The organism is Corynebacterium sp. HMSC064E10 (assembly GCF_001812505.1).
GTDB lineage: Bacteria > Actinomycetota > Actinomycetes > Mycobacteriales > Mycobacteriaceae > Corynebacterium > Corynebacterium amycolatum.
Genome location: NZ_KV809174.1, coordinates 74,988 through 92,362, shown reverse-complemented (window position 1 = coordinate 92,362; position 17,375 = coordinate 74,988). Strand labels below are relative to the sequence as shown.

13 protein-coding genes and 1 other RNA gene are annotated in these 17,375 nt (G+C 58.7%); 5 read left to right on the top strand and 9 right to left on the bottom strand.

What is annotated here, in order from left to right:
- Positions 1 to 12: 12 nt before the first annotated feature.
- On the bottom strand, positions 13 to 3,000 hold the full coding sequence (locus HMPREF2860_RS08730; protein ID WP_049180921.1) for a UPF0182 family protein: 2,988 nt from the start codon (positions 2,998 to 3,000) through the stop codon (positions 13 to 15).
- A gap of 151 nt (positions 3,001 to 3,151) precedes the next feature.
- On the opposite strand from HMPREF2860_RS08730, the gene HMPREF2860_RS08725 reads away from it, so the two are divergent.
- Positions 3,152 to 3,733: a PPA1309 family protein gene (locus tag HMPREF2860_RS08725; RefSeq protein ID WP_049180920.1), complete on the top strand. Its 582-nt coding sequence runs from the start codon at positions 3,152 to 3,154 to the stop codon at positions 3,731 to 3,733.
- Between the two features lie 267 nt (positions 3,734 to 4,000).
- Positions 4,001 to 4,840, top strand: coding sequence for a GDSL-type esterase/lipase family protein (locus tag HMPREF2860_RS08720; RefSeq protein WP_038626297.1), 840 nt, complete (start codon positions 4,001 to 4,003; stop codon positions 4,838 to 4,840).
- Between the two features lie 373 nt (positions 4,841 to 5,213).
- On the opposite strand, the gene ssrA is transcribed toward HMPREF2860_RS08720, so the two are convergent.
- Positions 5,214 to 5,597: a transfer-messenger RNA gene (gene ssrA / locus HMPREF2860_RS08715) on the bottom strand.
- A gap of 101 nt (positions 5,598 to 5,698) precedes the next feature.
- Complete coding sequence (gene smpB / locus HMPREF2860_RS08710; RefSeq protein WP_038626299.1) at positions 5,699 to 6,202, bottom strand: SsrA-binding protein SmpB; 504 nt, start codon at positions 6,200 to 6,202, stop codon at positions 5,699 to 5,701.
- A gap of 180 nt (positions 6,203 to 6,382) precedes the next feature.
- On the opposite strand from smpB, the gene HMPREF2860_RS08705 reads away from it, so the two are divergent.
- From HMPREF2860_RS08705 to HMPREF2860_RS08695, 3 genes are all read left to right on the top strand, one after another.
- Complete coding sequence (locus HMPREF2860_RS08705; protein ID WP_080972824.1) at positions 6,383 to 8,026, top strand: AbgT family transporter; 1,644 nt, start codon at positions 6,383 to 6,385, stop codon at positions 8,024 to 8,026.
- A 163-nt stretch (positions 8,027 to 8,189) separates the two neighbouring features.
- Positions 8,190 to 8,957, top strand: coding sequence for an alpha/beta hydrolase family protein (locus tag HMPREF2860_RS08700; protein WP_005511397.1), 768 nt, complete (start codon positions 8,190 to 8,192; stop codon positions 8,955 to 8,957).
- A 20-nt stretch (positions 8,958 to 8,977) separates the two neighbouring features.
- Entirely contained in the window at positions 8,978 to 9,952 is a 975-nt protein-coding gene (locus tag HMPREF2860_RS08695; RefSeq protein ID WP_070560136.1) for a cation diffusion facilitator family transporter, read from the top strand.
- A 29-nt stretch (positions 9,953 to 9,981) separates the two neighbouring features.
- Here the strand turns inward: HMPREF2860_RS08695 and HMPREF2860_RS08690 are convergent, their stop codons facing one another.
- The 6 genes from HMPREF2860_RS08690 to metG form a co-directional block, all read right to left on the bottom strand.
- A complete protein-coding gene (locus HMPREF2860_RS08690; protein ID WP_070560139.1) occupies positions 9,982 to 11,811 on the bottom strand; it encodes an ABC-F family ATP-binding cassette domain-containing protein in 1,830 nt (609 codons plus the stop codon).
- A complete protein-coding gene (locus HMPREF2860_RS08685; RefSeq protein WP_070560141.1) occupies positions 11,795 to 12,310 on the bottom strand; it encodes an NUDIX hydrolase in 516 nt (171 codons plus the stop codon). Before HMPREF2860_RS08685 ends, HMPREF2860_RS08690 begins: the two co-directional genes overlap by 17 nt.
- 23 nt (positions 12,311 to 12,333) lie before the next feature.
- A complete protein-coding gene (gene rsmA / locus HMPREF2860_RS08680) occupies positions 12,334 to 13,248 on the bottom strand; it encodes a 16S rRNA (adenine(1518)-N(6)/adenine(1519)-N(6))-dimethyltransferase RsmA (RefSeq protein ID WP_070560143.1) in 915 nt (304 codons plus the stop codon).
- 64 nt (positions 13,249 to 13,312) lie between these two features.
- On the bottom strand, positions 13,313 to 14,452 hold the full coding sequence (locus HMPREF2860_RS11370; protein ID WP_038626312.1) for a resuscitation-promoting factor: 1,140 nt from the start codon (positions 14,450 to 14,452) through the stop codon (positions 13,313 to 13,315).
- A 177-nt stretch (positions 14,453 to 14,629) separates the two neighbouring features.
- The gene (locus tag HMPREF2860_RS08670) at positions 14,630 to 15,454 is read right to left on the bottom strand and encodes a TatD family hydrolase (protein WP_038626313.1); all 825 of its coding nucleotides are present in this window, start codon (positions 15,452 to 15,454) and stop codon (positions 14,630 to 14,632) included.
- Between the two features lie 15 nt (positions 15,455 to 15,469).
- Positions 15,470 to 17,296, bottom strand: coding sequence for a methionine--tRNA ligase (gene metG / locus HMPREF2860_RS08665; protein WP_038626314.1), 1,827 nt, complete (start codon positions 17,294 to 17,296; stop codon positions 15,470 to 15,472).
- Positions 17,297 to 17,375 lie beyond the last annotated feature (79 nt).

Here is a 17,375-nt window from a genome sequence, read left to right as displayed (position 1 = left end):
TCTCTGTAAACCTTACTGGCCGTTGGCCTTCTGGTAGTCAGCGGCAGCGCGGTCGAGCTCGGCAAGTGCCTGGCCCTGGGCTGCGTAGTCACCGTTCTTCTGGGCGTCGTTAAGCTTCTTTAGCGCGTCGGAGATACGGCGAGCGGCGTCGTCACGCGCAGCGACATCAACCTTGCGCTCTTCCTTCGGTGCCTCGTCGTCGGACTCAGCGTCGGCGGCGTCCTTGTCCTTATCCGACGGCTGCTCCTCAGCCTCTTCCTCACCGCGGACCTTGGTCACGGCGGAAGCATCGATACCGACCTGACTCAGAGCCTCAGTGACCGTAGCGCCGTAGCCCACCTGACCGCGGTAAGCGACGAGAATACGCAACAGCTTCGGGAATGCGGTCTCCTGCCCCTTGCGTTGGGTGTAGACCGGTTCGACATAGAGAATCTCACCATCGCCGACCGGCAGCGTCAGCAGGTTACCGTTGGTGACCACGTTCGTACCCTCGAGCAGGGTACGGTCCTGGGCGACCTCATCTGCGGACATCATCGTGTCCTGCGCCTGACGCGGACCCATGGTCTGGGTGTTGGTCGGCAGGGCACGAATAGTGATTTGGCCGTAGGTCTCCGGCTCGGAGGAAGCACTCATCTGAGCGGAGAGGAACTCACGCTCCAGTCCACGGAATGCAGAGATCAGCTGGAAGCTCGGCTTGCCGCTCTCCGGATCGGAAGCGACAACATAGTACGGCGGCTGAGAGAGGTTCTTGTCTTCCGGTGCGGTCGGGTCGGACGGGACAGACCAGAAGGAGTCATTGGCGAAGAACACGCCCGGATCGCTGACGTGGTACTTGGCCATCAGCTCGCGCTGAACCTTAAACAAGTCCTCCGGGTAACGCAGGTGCTCCTGCAGTTCCTCGGAAATCTCCGACTTCGGCTTCACCACACCCGGGAAGACACCTTCCCAAGCTTTGAGCACCGGATCCTTCTCATCGAACTCGTAGAGCTCAACGGTGCCATCGTAGGCGTCAACGGTTGCCTTGACCGAGTTGCGGATGTAGCTGACCTCGCTGTTCGGCAGCGGGCGTGGAGTGCCATCCGGGTTAATGGAGTCCTGCGTGGTTTCCTGGAGGCTCATGCGCTGGGAGTACGGCATCTTGGCCAGCGTGGTGTAGCCGTCGACGATCCACTTCATACGGCCATCGACTACAGCCGGGTACGTCTTGGTGTCGGTAGTCAGCCATGGGGCGACCTTCTGAACACGGTCACGCGGATCGCGGTTGTAGATAATCTTGGAGTCCGACCCAATGCGGTCGGACAGCAGGATGTTGAGTTCCTGGTAACGGGTGGCGAAAATCATGCGGCTGGCAAGTCCGCCAACGCCAACACCGCCCTCACCGTCGTAGGTGAAGTTTCGGCCGTCAGCATCGTACTCGTAGTCCTTGCCGTCACCATTGCCACCGACAATCGCGTAGTCGGCATCGCTGTTGGCGATAACCGGACCGTAGTAGATACGCGGCTGCTTCAGGTTCAGGTTCATGCCGTTCGGGTCCTCGGACTCGAACAGGTCAGCCACGGTGTACAGCGGGTAACCACCGCGGGCGGAACCGGACTCGGAGGCAACCTCGTCAACCTTATTAGCCGGCGCAGCAACGAAACCATTGCCGTGAGTGTAGACCGTGTGACGGTTAATCCAGTCAGTCTGGTTGCCCTGCAGAGTCTGCGGGTTCAGCTCACGAGCAGCGACAATGAAGTCACGGGACTCCCCATCAATCTGGTAGCGGTCAATGGCAAGCGGATCGGAGAAACCGTAGAAGTTCTTCAGCTGACGTTGCTGAGTGAAAGTACGCGGCAGGACCTCCGGATCCAGGATTCGGATATTGGCCAATGTCGCGGCATCGCGCGAAATCGAATCCGCACCTTCCTTTGCCGCCTCCTTATCGCCTTCCTTTTCAGCCGGAACGCCCCAGTCGCGCTCGACCTTCACCTTGTCGTCGGTAAGCCCGTAGTGGTAGCGCGTCGATTCAATGTTGCGCGCAATGTATTCACGTTCCTTGGAAGCGCGGTTCGGGTTAACCGAGAACTGCTCAACTGCCATCGGCCAGGCCACGCCGATCAGCCCCGCGGAGACCAGCATCAGCACTGTGGCAAACGCCGGAATGGAGAGGTTGCGCAGGAAGATAGAAGCGAAGAATGCAGCGGCCACGACAATTGCGATGACCAGCAGCGTAATCTTTGCCGGCAGCAGCGCATTGATATCGGTGTAGGAACCACCGGTGAAGGTTTTCTGCTTGTTATTCAGCAGCTCATAGCGGTCCAGCCAGTAAGACACAGCCTTGAGCAGCATGAAAACACCGGCCCAGCACGCCAACTGCGCACGAGCCGCATTGGAAACGCGGGTCTTCTCCCCTGTAGTCGGGTTACCTGGGCGGATGCCACCAAGGAAGTAATGTGTCACCAGCGACAGCAGGAACGCAATAACTACCAGGACAACCAGCGTCGAAACGATGTACGACCACAGCGGCAACTGGAATGCATAGAAGCCCAAGTCCTTGCCGTACTGCGGGTCAGTCTCACCGAAGGACTGCCGGTTTAAGAACAGCTGCACCGTCTGCCAATTGCCCTGCCCCACAAGGCCACCGAGTACGCCGAATACAACGGGCAGCGTGGTGAACATCGACTTCGAACCAGATTCAGCCATCCGTCGGTACACTGCCTGCGGGCTGCGTGGATCCGTCAGCCCGAGGTCGACGGGACGCGAGCGCCACGCCAACCACATAGATAGAAATGTCAGTGCACCCGTTATTAGGCCTACGGTGATAAACAGGACAATACGAGTGAGCCACGTGGTGGCGAATACCCCTCGATAGCCCACTTCACCGAACCACTGAAAGTCCGTATAAAAATTGACGGCGATGGGAATAACAAAGGTCAGCGCGGCAATCACCAACACGGTAATTGCCAGCCACCCCGGGCGGCCACCCGCCGATCGTCTCGGTCGAGTCTGGTTTAGAGACAACGTCTCTCCTGTTCAAGTTGAGCTTGACTTACCAGCGAGCTGGCAAGTCGAACGTACGCTTATCTGTCATCTACTCTAAATAAAGTTCCTAACAATTGACTAAGGATGCTGTTTAAACAGCGTTGCCAGGAAAGGGGCGTCGTCAAGCGTCATGAGCGAAAACAACGGCACACAGACTCATCTCAGCCAGCAGGCACTCAATCGCGCCGTGCGCGAGGCTGTCGAATACGTCCACGCCGAAGGTTGGGACCGTGCTCCGAGTCTCTTCGCCCTCGTCCCCACCGCCGCGCTTGCCGACGTGCTTGCCGACGAGCTGATTGACAGCGCCCCGCTGACTGTCGTTGCGCAGGAGCCTCTCCCCGAGGGAATTGAAGGTGGTAGCCCTGAGTTGGCGGACTTTATCGCTCGAACATCGTGGCCGGCAGGTGTCGTCGGTGCCGTGTTAGCGCAGGAAATTATAGTCCTTTCCCCGGAGCAGGCGGACAGTTTTGAGGGAGCATCCGTAGACGAGGTGCGGGCACAGGCGGATGGCGAGGCGGCTCGTCAGGCACGTCTTTTCAGTGGCGTTATCAGTGAGGGGCCACACCTAACGCTGATTCAGCCACGCCCCACGGAAGCGGAGCTGGATGAGCGTGGTCCCTTCGCTGAAGATGAGATTGAACTAAAGGATGGTTCTGGGGTAGCCGATGGTGTCATCGCTGCGCTGTATTCCACGTTCGGAAGTAACTCATAAATCCACCTACCAGCGATAAGAGACAGACAAGAGACATTAAGAGCGCCGAATATCCTTATAACTAGCTGATTCCGGTTGACATCAGGACTAGAACCTAGTTGTATAACAAAGTGATAAAGGCGCGTCTCTAAGTATCCGCTCAGGGTTCTGTCGGACTGGGTTCTGTTGGACTCGGATTCTTCCAGGGACGGGCGAATGTGGCGAAGAAATCGCGAGTGTAGCGCGAGTTTTTCCTTCTATTGGTTTTCAACTAAGAGGTTTTTAATTATGAAGAACAACGTTGTTCGCCGTGCAGCAGCCTCGGCAGCTGCAGCTTCTGCGCTGGCAGCCTCCCTCCTGACTGGTGGTGTTGCCAACGCTCTTCCTACTGGTAACTACGTTGCCTTCGGCGATTCCTTCGCTGCTAACCCGGGCCAGTCCGATCCGGCCGTGCCGGGCCGTGGTGGCTGCCCAATTTCGGTTTCGAACATCGGCTCTCACGTTGCTCGCGAGACTGGCCTTGAACTGCACGACTACTCCTGCAACGGCACTACCGCTTTCATGCCGACTCAGCCGCAGAAGTCCCTGATGGGCCAGGTTGACAACGCTATCGCTCAGGGCTCCCTCGGCCCGGCTACCCAGCTGGTGACCATCTACGTTGGCGCCAATGACGCAATGCAGGGCGCTGTGCTGCCAATGCCGGTTCAGGATGACCTGTACACCACCAACGTTGTTGCCGCGGTGCAGAAAATCAAGGCCGCTAACCCAACTGCTCGCGTCATGCTGATTGGCTACCCAGCTTTCACCTCGAATGACCCGACTCACTACGCCTGCCCGGTCAACGCCGCAGGTTTTGCACCGCACATTCCGGCTGCCGGCATGCACCAGTTTGAGATGGCTCTGCAGAACCGTCAGGAGCGCGCTGCAAATGAGTCCGGCATCGGTTTCGTCAACATGAAGAACATTGCCAACATCGATGTCGCAATGTGCGGCCCGGACGGTGAGCGTCAAGTCTCGGCAATTCTGGATACTGACGTTGCTTCCTACAACATGACCAACCACCCGACCTTCCACGGTTCGGCAGTTACTGGCACCACCATCGCCAACGTCTACAAGAGCACCTTCTAAGGTTGCCCGACGCCGCTCAGGCGTTTTGGAATGTAAAAACCCTCGGTCCCGCTTTGAAAAGTGTGGTCGAGGGTTTTGCTATCCCTTGCGCTGCGGGCTCCAGTTTTTACACTTTCGCTTCCGCCACGTCCGCTTCTGCAGTGACCTTAACGCGTTCTCTTCCCTTCAGCGCGCGGAGGGCGTAGAGAATTGTTGCTAGGTCGATAACCTCCTGCAGTAGTGCAATAATCTTCTGGTACTGCGAATCTGCCGCCGACTTGGAGGCTTGGATCCGAATTGTCTGCGTTCCATTGACGGATGATGGGAAAAGCGACTACACGATATAAAAAATATAAAAGCAAAATCCCCGGCCGTAATGACCGGGGATTTTAATCTGTGGAGCTGCCGAGAATTGAACTCGGGTCCACCGCCAACTCGCCAGGGCTTCTCCGTGCGCAGTTCGCACGATCGCCTCTACTCGACCCTTCGGCTCAGGCAAACATGTCCGAATGACGGGCCCAGCCGCAAGTAAGAAGATCCCCGATGAGCCTTACGGCACACCCATCGGGCGAGCCCTTTTAAGTCGATGCCAGGGTCCGGGCCAAAGGGCAAGCCCGGCCTGACAGACACGCTAGTCGCTTAATTAGGCAGCGAGAGCGTAGTCGCGCTGAGTGTTCTCGGCGCTTAATCAGTTGCTACGACGCTTAACGGTGGTCTCTAGCCTGCACCGGCACGCTTCCCCTGGCTCACTGTACGGTGTCGAAACCATGTCAGCCCCATACAACGCCTTCGAGCGCGGGAATGTGCGTAGCACTCAAAGGATGTTCAAGAATAACGCTTTACGACGAGAAAAGTCAACAAACCTCGTCGCAAAGCACGCTACCCCTTGATGCCCTTTACACGGCGGCCCAGCGCACGAGTAGCTTCGCGCTCCTCCGTGCGGCGCTTGATGTCCTGGCGCTTGTCATAGTCCTGCTTACCGCGGGCGAGTGCGAGCTCGACCTTCAAGCGGCCGTCGGTGAAATACAGCTTCAGGGGCACAAGCGTGTTGTTGCCATCGCGGACCTTGCCCCACAGGGTGTCAATCTCCTTGCGGTGCAACAACAGCTTGCGCGAGCGACGCGGTGAGTGATTAGTCCACGAACCGTAGGAGTACTCCGGGATATGCAGCCCGCGGAGCCACACTTCGCCGTCGTCGATGGTCGCGAAGGCGTCGTTAAGCGATGCTTTGCCCTCGCGCAGCGCCTTGACCTCAGTGCCCACGAGAACGACACCGCATTCGTAGGTGTCCAGAATGTTGTAGTCATGGCGGGCACGACGATTGGTGGCCACCACCGCGTTGTTGGCGCTGACCTTTTCTTTCTTCGACTTCTTCTTGCCCATAACCTGCTTAACTCTAGTCGAAGAAGGTGCACGACAGCTATTCCCTAGCTATTCCCTTAACTTTCCCTTATGCGCCTGCTCGCACCCGACATACATATGCCTCTGGCCTTTTACGTTGTGACGCAACTTACTTTCCCCTAACCTTTTACCAACGTCTAACACAGAGGGATCTTTATATATATGGGACAGTCAAAAACGTTGGAACCGGACAAAGCGCCACCGAAGCCAAAGGGGTTCCTAGCAACACTGGAACGTATCGGCAACGCACTGCCAAATCCATTTTGGCTATTCGTGATTCTTGCCGGTGTAGTCATCGTTTCTTCGTGGCTCGGTGAGGCTGCGGGTATGCAGGCCAAGGATCCCGCGTCGGGTGACATCATCGAGGTGGAAAGCCTTGCTACCGCAGAGTACCTGCAAAAGATGGTTTCTGAGGCGGTAACGAACTTCACGGACTTCGCACCAGTTGGCCTGATTCTGGTGTGCATGCTCGGTGTCGCAATTGCGGAGTACTCCGGTTACATCGGCTCGGCAATCCGCGCGGCAATTTCCAAGGTGCACTCCCCTGTCCTGCTGACATTCATTGTCGCACTGGCCGGCGTGACTGGTTCGATCGCTTCTGATGCCGTCTACGTGATTCTCATTCCGCTGGGTGCCGCCTCATTCGCCGCAGTTGGTCGTAACCCCATTGTCGGTGCGATGGTCGCCTTTGCCGCCTCGTCAGCCGGGTTCAATTCGTCGCTGGTGCTCAACATCACCGATGTGCTGCTGGCGGGTATCTCCACGCATGCGGCGCACTTCGTGGATCCGGAATACGTGGTTTCACCTCTGGCCAACTACTTCTTCACCATGGCTTCGTCCATTGTGCTGGCTCTGATTATTACGGCTGTTACTGAGCTGTTCATCACCAAGCACGTGGCAAAGACCATCCACGACGATCATATTGACCACGAAGCTGCCGAGTTCACTAAGCCGGGCGCTTCGGAGGAGGCTGCTGAGGAAAACGCTAAGAAAAAGGAGCAGGACACCGCGTCTAGCAGCTCCAACAGCGGCCGCGATAAGCTCGTTCTAAACGACTCCGAACGCCATGGCCTGCGCTACGGCAACATCGCCGCTGTTATCTTCCTTGCGCTGTGGTTCGCCGCTCTGTTCATCCCGGGTTCGCCTCTGCGCGGCGAAGGCGACGGCATCTTGAATTCCGTGCTGCTTACCGACGTCGTGGTGTCCATTGCCCTCTTCTTCGCCGTGGTCGGTATTGCGTACGGCATCGGCGCCAAGACCATCACCTCCTCTGCAGATGTGCCCGCCTTCATGGAACGTGGCCTGGGCACACTGACCACAATGATGGTGCTCTTCTTCGCTGTTTCGCAGTTCACGGCCTACTTCAAGTGGTCCAATATCGGCCAGTGGACCGCTATCAAGGGCTCCGAATTCCTGACCAAGGCGGATCTGCCGCCGCTGTTGCTCTTTGCTGCCTTCGTCCTGATGGTGGCTGTTCTCAACCTGCTGATTACCTCGGGCTCCGCACAGTGGGCGTTGATGGCGCCGGTCGTAGTGCCGATGCTGATGTACGTCAACGTCTCCCCGGAGGTCTCCCAGCAGCTATTCCGTATTGGTGACTCCCCGACCAACATCATTACACCGATGTCGCCGTACTTTGCGCTGGCACTGACCTTCCTGCAGAAGTACTACAAGCCTGCGGGGGTCGGCACGCTGATGTCGCTGGCTATCCCGTACTCGCTGTGCATGATGGTGGGCTGGTTCCTATTCTTTGTCGTGTGGTACCTCGCGGGCATTCCGCTGGGGCCAGGGGTTCCGGTGCGTTAACTCACAGCCACTAGGAGATTGAGGGATTGGTCGAATTTTTCGCCCAATCCCTCACTTATTTGTGGCACCCGGGCTTAATATTGCGTACGGTCGCCACCACAACGGGCGTCGTAAAGCGAAAACGTACACACATTGAGCACACACTGAGACGCGGATATAACCTATGCCAACAAAGCACCTAAAATTCACGGGATCGACAGGCGAGACTCTAGCTGCATCGATTGATCTGCCGGACGGTAAGCCACGCGCGTGGGCGCTATTTGGTCATTGCTTCACGTGTAATCGGATGGTGCCCGGCGCGTCACGCACCTGTAAGGCGCTGGCGAAGAAGGGCATTGCAGCGTTCCGGTTCGACTTCACTGGCCTTGGGCAGTCCACTGGCGATTTCGGCGAGACGACGTTCCAGACCAACATTGATGACCTCAAGGCTGCCTACAAGTTCATGGAGGCAGAATTCGAGGCGCCGTCACTGCTAATTGGGCATTCGCTCGGTGGCGCAGCGGCACTGAACGCCGGCCACGATATGCCGAAGGTCAAGGCGGTAGCGACAATCGGTGCACCCTTCGATCCGGCACACTCGATTGTGCGCATCGCCGGGGACATTTCGACGGTCGATGAGCACGGCACGCAGGTTCTGCAGATTGAAGGTCGTGGCATTCCCATCTCCCGTGAGTTCCTGGAAGTGTTGGCGGACTACAACCCGGAGGTCTATCTCAGCCAGCTGCGCAAGCCGCTTCTGATTCTGCACTCCCCGACCGACCAAACCGTCGGTATCGACAGTGCACAGAAAATTTTCCAGGTATCTCGCTATCCAAAATCCCTGATGAGCTTGGATCGCGCGGACCACTTGCTCACTCGCGCTAAGTCCGCTGCGCGTGCCGCTGACCTGATTTATGCGTGGGCTGACAGCTATCTTCCGGAGGCTGAATAACCCTGTTATCATTAGGGGTTATGGACACGACTGAACACTCTGGCCACTCACACGGCCACGGTCATTCACACGGCCACGGTCACGGCCATGACCACGCTCATTTTGACCCCGCGAATACTCCTGCCCGCCGCCTGCTCGCGGCTGCGGGTCTAACTCTTGTCGTTTTTCTCGCCGAGCTCATCGGTGGCTTGGTTTCGGGTTCACTGGCGCTGCTGGCAGATGCCGGCCATATGGTGACGGACTCCGCGGGCTTGCTTATGGCGGTCGCCGGTTTGGCTATCGCCCAGCGCGGAGCCAATCACCGCGCGACGTACGGGTACCGTCGTGTTGAAGTTCTGACTGCTCTCGTCAACGGGCTGACAGTTTTCATCATTGCCGCTGTGATTCTCTGGGGCGCAATCCGGCGATTCGGGTCAGTGGAACAATCTGAAATTCAGACCATGTCGATGCTCATCATCGCGGTCATAGGCCTGCTGACCAACGTTATTGCGGCGTTTCTGCTCGCGGGTGCTGCCAAGGAAAGCGTCAACGTCCGCGGCGCATATCTCCATGTGCTTGTCGACGCCGCTGGTTCGGTCGCCGTCATTATCTCCGCTATCGCTATTGCATACACCGGTTGGACGGCCATCGACTCGGTGGTCTCTATCGTGATTGCGCTCTTCATTGTCCCGCGCGCTGCCATTCTGGTGCGCGACTGCCTTCACGTGCTGCTGGAGTACACCCCGGAGGGCGTCGACACCGAGAAAATTACTGCTGACCTGTCTGATCTGGATGGAGTGGCCGATGTCCACGACCTCCACGTCTGGTCCCTCAATGGCAATGACCTGTTGGCTTCTGTCCACCTCGTGCGCTGCGACACGCTCCCTGATGGCGACGAGCACGTATTACTCGACCGTGCGCAGGCACTGCTTCACGACGTCCACGGGATTGAACACGCCACGGTGCAGATTGAAAGAACCGGGCACGCTGACCACGAGTACCCGGCTCATACCTAGGGTGTTCGGCTAGTAGCTGAAGTGAGGTGCTAGCCCTCGAGCTGCTCCCCTAGCTCCAGCCACTCCATCTCCAGCTCTGCCTTCTGCTCAGCCACCTCCGCAGCACGGCGATCGAGGTCCGCCAGCTTTTGTGTGTCCAAGTTGGCTACATCAGCACTCGCTTCCGCCATCTGCGCATGCAGTTCACTTTCTTGCTGGCTGAGCTTCGCCATCTTCCGCTCCAGGGCACTCATCTTCTTCTGGACAGCATGAGCTTCCGCGGCCGAGAGCTTCGAGGTATCCTCCTCTGAAGCTGCGCCACGGGTCTGCGGACTACCGGCATTTGCTTGAGAGGCACCGCCACTAGCGGCCGAGTCGGCCAGCTGTGCGCGACGCTGGAGGTACTGACTAATCCCGCCAGGCAAGTTCGTCAGCTCGCCATCGCCGAAGAGGACCCAGGTCGAGTCGGCAATACGCTCAATCAGGTAGCGGTCGTGAGAGATGACCACCAGTGTGCCCGGCCAATTGTCCAGCAGATCTTCCAATTCCTGCAGCGTGTCAATATCCAGGTCATTCGTCGGCTCGTCGAGCAGCAGGAAGTTCGGCTCACTCATCAACACGCGTGTGAGTTGCAAGCGGCGACGCTCACCACCGGAGAGGTCTGCAATTGGAGTGCGCTGCCGCTTCGGGGAAAAACCCAGTCGCTCCGCCAGTTGCGAGGCGCTAATCTGCTTCCTGCCCAGGTCAATGTAGGTCGCCACGTCCTCCACAGCGTCGAGCACACGCATATCCAGCGGCAAATCATCGAGCTCCTGTCGCAGCCAACCCAGGCGCACCGTCTTGCCCTCAATCCGCTTGCCATCGCTTAAGGGGTAGTCTCCCGCCAATGCGCGCAACAAGGTCGTCTTACCCGAGCCGTTGACACCGACCAGGCCAATGCGCTCGCCGGGGGCCAGACGCCACGTGACGTCGTTAAGCAATTCCCTACCATCGGGCGTTTCCAGGGACGCATGCTCTAGCTCTACGACCACCTTGCCCTGTCGACGCCGCGAAAACGCCATCAGCTCCACGGAATCACGCGGCGCCGGGACATCGGCGATGAGAGCCTCAGCTGCTTCGATGCGGTAGCGAGGCTTCGAGGTGCGGGCCGGCGCACCCCGGCGCAACCACGCGAGTTCCTTACGCGCAAGGTTCTGGCGACGCTGCTCGGCGGCATCGGCTTGGCGCGCACGCTCGGCACGCGCGAACGTCCAGTCGTTGTAACCGCCATCGTAAAAATCGACGGTACCGTCGTGGACTTCCCACGTTTTCGTGGCAACGGTATCCAGGAACCAACGATCGTGCGTGACGACGACCAGGGCTGCCCGGCGCGAAAGAACATGATCGGCCAACCACTGCACACCCTCAATATCGAGGTGGTTGGTTGGCTCATCGAGAATGAGCAGATCAAGATCGCGGACCAGTGCGGCCGCCAGGTTAACGCGACGGCGCTCACCACCGGAGAGATTGGCGACCTTGGTATCCATACCGAGGTCATTGATACCGATGCCATCGAGGACCTCACGGATGGAAGCATTTCCTGCCCACTCGTGTTCAGCGAGTCCCAGCGGTGCAATGACGCACTCGAACACGGTGGAATTCGGGTCGAGCTCGGCGCCCTGGGTGACATGCGCCATGGTCATGTCGTTGGCTCGCGAAATACGTCCGGAGTCCGCTGGCTCCACGCCTGCCAGAATCTTCAGCAGTGTGGACTTGCCGCCACCGTTCAAACCGACAACACCGATGCGGTCGCCCTCTTGAACGCCGAGGCTGACGCCGTCGAGCAGAGTCTTGAGCCCGAAGGACTTAGAAATATTCTCGCAATTAATCAGATTCGCCATGATGAGTATTTATTGTGCCCCATTCGACCTTGCCAAGCACACGCCGGACATACCAGGCCACCGGCAGCTCATCGAACTGCTCTCGGGTTACCCATTTAAACTCCGGATGCTCGCCGCTGAGCTGGACATTCTGCGTGTCGTCAGCCTCGCGTACTAGAAAGGTCACCGTGTGGAAGCGGAAATTCTCCCCGCCCAAGTCCGGATTGGAATAGTGGGCAAATTCGCTGACCTCCGCTGCGCGCAGGCCGGCCTCTTCACGCAGTTCGCGCACAGCGGCCTCCGCGGGCTCCTCCCCCGCGTCGAGCTTGCCACCGGGCAAATCCCACTGTCCCCCGAGGAAGCCCTCGTATTCACGCAGCAGAAGCAGCAAGCGGTCGCCTCGGAAAACTATGCAGTTGCACACCCAGCCGTCGTCGTCAGGCCAGAACTTAGTCCAAGCCAGGCCGCGCGGTTCGCGCCGGCCGATTTCGGCCCTGTTGGGGTTGTCGTCACGGTGCATGGGGAACGATCGCCTGTCCTTTGTTAAAAGCGCTGGTCTCGTGAGACCTCAGCGAGGCGAACGAAATCAGCAATTTCGAGCTTCTCTCCTCGCTGCTTGGGGTCAATCCCCGCTGCCATAAGCGCCTCTTCGGCTGCGGCACCAGATCCGTAAATCCCTGATAGGGCCGCACGGAGGGTCTTGCGGCGTTGCGCAAAAGCAGCGTCGATAAGCGGGAAAAGTCGCGCGCGGAACTGCGGCGAAATCTCCCACGGAGCCTCGGGGGCATCGGCGGCATTGGAGTTCTCAGGAGCGTCGGAGCGGGCGTAGCAGTCAATGCGAACGAGCCCGGAATCAACCTTCGGGACCGGCCAAAAGACGTGCGGACCAATGGCACCGGCGCGACGCACTGTGCCGTAGTAGGCGGCCTTGACGCTGGGGACGCCGTAAATCTTGGAGCCCGGCTGAGCCGCCAGCCGGTCAGCGACCTCAGACTGCACCATCACGAGCACGCGGCGGATGGTGGGGAGCTCGGCAAGCATGTGCAGCAGTACCGGTACCGAAACGTTGTACGGAAGGTTAGCCACCAGTGCATCCGGCGAGGTCTGAAAGTCCTCGCGGCTGACCTTCAGCGCATCTTTCTCAATGAGCTCGAGTTCACAGCCCTCGGCGCGCTCGGCGACTGTCTGGGGCAAACGCTCCGCCAACCGCGGATCGATTTCGACAGCCGCGGCACGGCCGCAGTGTTCGAGCAATCCCAGGGTCAGCGAGCCCAAGCCGGGACCGACCTCAACAGGGTAGGAATCCTCCGGCAAGTCCGCCGCAGCGACAATTCGACGCACGGTGTTGGCGTCGTGGACGAAGTTCTGCCCCAATTTCTTCGTCGGGACAATATCCAACTGCGCCGCCAGGTCACGTACTTCGACCGGCCCCAGGAAAGAAACTTCTGCTTTAGTCACAGTTAGATACTACGGGGTCAAAAGAAAAAATAGGTTTAGCTCGTTTGGCTAGTCTGAACTAGCTTTAACGAAGCCCCATGGAAGCGGTACAAGCGGGCCATGCACCCCAACCCTGACCAGCCTGGACGCGCTCAGCGACAGCAATCTGCTGCTCGCGGGAAGCCTGCGATGCGCGCGGTGCGTACTCAGTACCGCCGTAAGCTGCCCAGGTGGAATCGGTGAACTGTAGACCACCGGAGAAACCGTTACCGGTATCGATAGCCCAGTCACCGCCGGACTCACACTGGGCCAGCTGATCCCACACACCGTAGCCAGCGGCCGGAGCTGCGATGCGAGACTTAGTGCCCTGGCGGATAGTGGAGATACCCGGAGCCTTTAGCTCCTTTTCTTCCAGGACCTCGCGTCCGAGCTCTTCGCCGTCGCGAGAGGTGACCTTGACCTGACGTTCTACCTGGCCCGGCTCACCCTCCTGCTCAACGATGCGCTCGTCTTCGAACATCGAATCATCTTCAATGATGTTCTCGTGAGCTGGAATTTCCTCAGTCTCGGTGATGGTCTTATCAATCAGACGAGACAGCGCGATGCGCATGCCTTCAGTGACCGGCGCATCCAGACCCGGCTCAACGGTGTCGTCTTCACGCAGCTCAATGCCACGCTGTGCCAGTACATCACCGACGGTCATAGCCGGGACGGTCAGGTCGATGTCCTTGGCATCGTCGTGAAGCACAATATTCTTGGCACGAACGACGTCGAGTTCGACCCCCTTAGCGGAAATCTCGCCCTTTTCGACCTCGACCTTGTCCTTATCGGAGATGAGCCCCTGCTTCTTCAGACCTTCAATCAGCTCATCGGTAGTGATGGCATTGGTCTTGTGCTCCTGCGGCTTGCCATCGACAATCATCGTGACCGGCTTGGCAGAGCGGTAGACCAGCTTGCCGCCGTCCGTGAGGTCGCCCTGACGCTGAACCAGGTCTCCGCCGGTGGTTTCGACACCAGCCTTCTCCAAAATGGCCTTGTCATCCTTGGACCAGGTTGCAATTTGCTCGACCTTGCCGTCAATTTCGACGGTGATGGTGTCGTAGTTGGATGCTGCGACAGTGCCACCCAGAGCAACAGCAGCGACCAGACCGCCAGCAGCGATCTTGGACGAAGTGGAGACTCCGTCGTTAGCACGATTGAGATGACGCTTCTTCGCAGCACTCACGGGGTTCGTCACAGCCTTTCGGAGGATGGGCAGCTATCAGATGAAAGAAATACAGTTTGTAACAGTACGGTAAAGATTCAGTGTTGTCTAAAATATATCGATAAAAGTGACGGGAAATACAACAAACCGCCCCGGCTGCATTTCCACAGCTCAGGGCGACAATACGCCGACACGTGCTTAAATGCCGTACACCCGACGTGCGTTATCCGTCAAAATCTGCGCCATCTCCTCCGCCCCGATTTCTCGGGCCGCAGCCATCGCACGCGCCTGATGACCGATAAAAGTTGACTCATTGCGCGCACCTCGGAACGGCTCCGCGGTCATGTAGGGGGCATCGGTTTCCACCAGCAGCTGCTCCGCCGGCGCCTCAGCCACAGCCTGCCGCAGGTAATCATTGCGTTTGAAGGTCACGTTTCCGGTAAAACTCAGCAGGTAACCGCGCGCAATGGCCTCGCGGGCAACCTCAATGGGCGAGGAGAAGCAGTGCAAGATGACCGTGTTCTCATAGCCGTCCAACGCCGCCATCAGATCTTCATCGGCGTCGCGGTTATGAATCATCAACGGCTTGCCGACGGTTGCTGCGAGCTCCATATGCCACTGCAACGCAGCCAGCTGTTCGCTCTTCGACGCGCAGCCGTCGAGAGAATCCAACCAGTACCAATCCAATCCCGTCTCGCCCACGGCCACAACCCTGGGGTCGGCAGCCATTTCGGTCAGACGGGCCTTGGCGTCGTCGTCAAGCTCGTGTGCGCGCGTCGGATGGATGGCAGCGGCGGCCCAGACGTTGGGGTGCGCGTGTGCGGCGGTAAAGGCCAGTTCGGTTTCCGGCATGCCATCGCCGACCGTGCAAACTCCGACGACGCCCGCTGCGGCGGCACGGTCCATGAGAGCCGCAATCTCCTCCGGAGTTTGCGCCCCGCAGGACGCGAGATGCGTGTGGGCGTCAAACAGCGGAGTGAGATACTCCGCGGGTTCTGCAATTTTGCGTTTGCGCTTTCCCATTCCTCTACTGCGCCCCTACTTCACCTGTGCCCACTCAGGGCCGTGCTCAGCCAACTCCGAGTCGAGCTTGGAGAAAATCGGCTTCGGCTTTGCAAGCTGCGTACCCGGCTCAATGTCGAAGCGATGCCAGGCGGCCTTCTGATTGACGTAATCACCAGTGATGATTGGGTAGCTCCTGCCCTCTGCCGGCAAGTCTGCGCCGACCGGTTCGACCGGCATGTCGTCCTGGACTTCCTGGACTTCTGGCATTGCGGCCCAGATGCCCTCGCCACCCAGGGTCTCGAAGACCTTCTGCGCGCTTTCCGGCAGGTACGGGGTCAGCAGGACATTGGCGTCGCTGACTACCTGCAGCGCTGTCCACAACACAGTGGCGAGACGCTCACGCTGGGACTCGTCCTTCGCCAGCTTCCACGGCTCCTGCGCAGCAATGTAGGCGTTCGCCTCCCCGACCAGGTGCATTGCGGCAGTGATACCAGCGCGGAAACGGGATAGCGCAAGTGCGTCACCCACCTCGGCGAAGGAGCGCTCAGCCAGGTCGAGCAGTTCACGGTCAGCGTCGGTGAGCTCGCCCGGAGTTGGCACCTCACCGAAGTTCTTGAAAGCCATGGACACGGTGCGGTTGACCAGGTTTCCCCAGGAGTTGGCCAGCTCGTTATTCACGCGGCGGACAAACTCATCCCAGGTGAAGTCGGTGTCCTGGTTTTCCGGACCAGCCATGGCGATGAAGTAGCGCAGCGGATCCGGACCGAACTCCGCCAGGAAATCCTTCACATAGATGACAACGCCCTTGGAAGAGGAGAACTTCGAGCCCGACATGGTCAGGTACTCCGAGGAGACGACCTCCGTCGGCAGGTTCAACTCACCGAGCTCCCCGACTTTGCCTCCGCGGGAACCTTCGCCACGGTAGCCCAGCAGCTCAGCCGGCCAAATCTGGGAGTGGAAGGTGATGTTGTCCTTGCCCATGAAGTAGTAGGACAGCGCCTCCGGGTCATTCCACCACTTGCGCCACGCTTCCGGGTCACCGATGCGCCAGGCCCACTCGATGGAAGCGGATAGGTAACCGACGACAGCGTCGAACCAAACGTAGAGTTTCTTGGTTCCGTTTTCCGACCAGCCCTCCAGCGGAATCGGAACACCCCAGTCAATGTCGCGGCTCATTGCGCGCGGACGGATGTCCTTCAGGATGTTCAGGGAGAATTTCAGCACATTTGGGCGCCAGTCCTTGCGCTCTTGAAGCCATTCGGTCAAGGCCTCTGCCAGCGCTGGCAGGTCGAGCAAGAAGTGCTCAGTTTCAACGAACTTCGGGGTCTCGCCGTTGATTTTCGACACCGGATCAATCAGATCGGCCGGGTCAAGCTGGTTACCGCAGTTGTCACACTGGTCGCCACGGGCACCGGAAGCGCCACAAATTGGGCAGGTACCTTCGATGTAACGGTCCGGCAGCGTGCGCCCGGTCGACGGGGAAATCGCCCCCATCGTGGTCTGCTTGACCATGTAGCCGTTTTCGTAGAGCCCGCGGAAGAGCTCCTGGACAATCGCGTAGTGGTTGCGCGTGGTAGTGCGCGTAAACAGGTCGTAGGAAAGCCCCAGACCCGCGAGGTCCTGCACAATCTGGCGGTTGTAACGGTCGGCCAATTCCTGGACAGAAACGCCTTCCTTCTCTGCTTGCACAAGCAGCGGCGTGCCATGCTCATCAGTACCGGAGACCATCAGCACGTCATTGCCAATCATTCGCTGGTAGCGAGCGAAAACGTCCGAGGGGACTCCGAAACCTGCAACATGGCCGATATGTCGCGGACCGTTAGCGTACGGCCACGCAACTGCTGTGAAAATGCGAGACATATCTAACAGGGTAATAGATGACCTGCCATCGCGATGAACTGTGTCCCTTACGGAGTCCTCATGAAGTCCACATGAACTG

Coding starts and splice junctions, on each gene's coding strand:
- HMPREF2860_RS08705 (WP_080972824.1), top strand. CDS start 6,383: ATGGGACAGTCAAAAACGTTGGAACCGGACAAAGCGCCACCGAAGCCA.
- HMPREF2860_RS08690 (WP_070560139.1), bottom strand. CDS start 11,811: ATGGCGAATCTGATTAATTGCGAGAATATTTCTAAGTCCTTCGGGCTC.
- HMPREF2860_RS08700 (WP_005511397.1), top strand. CDS start 8,190: ATGCCAACAAAGCACCTAAAATTCACGGGATCGACAGGCGAGACTCTA.
- smpB (WP_038626299.1), bottom strand. CDS start 6,202: ATGGGCAAGAAGAAGTCGAAGAAAGAAAAGGTCAGCGCCAACAACGCG.
- metG (WP_038626314.1), bottom strand. CDS start 17,296: ATGTCTCGCATTTTCACAGCAGTTGCGTGGCCGTACGCTAACGGTCCG.
- HMPREF2860_RS08725 (WP_049180920.1), top strand. CDS start 3,152: ATGAGCGAAAACAACGGCACACAGACTCATCTCAGCCAGCAGGCACTC.
- HMPREF2860_RS08695 (WP_070560136.1), top strand. CDS start 8,978: ATGGACACGACTGAACACTCTGGCCACTCACACGGCCACGGTCATTCA.
- HMPREF2860_RS08670 (WP_038626313.1), bottom strand. CDS start 15,454: ATGGGAAAGCGCAAACGCAAAATTGCAGAACCCGCGGAGTATCTCACT.
- HMPREF2860_RS08720 (WP_038626297.1), top strand. CDS start 4,001: ATGAAGAACAACGTTGTTCGCCGTGCAGCAGCCTCGGCAGCTGCAGCT.
- HMPREF2860_RS08685 (WP_070560141.1), bottom strand. CDS start 12,310: ATGCACCGTGACGACAACCCCAACAGGGCCGAAATCGGCCGGCGCGAA.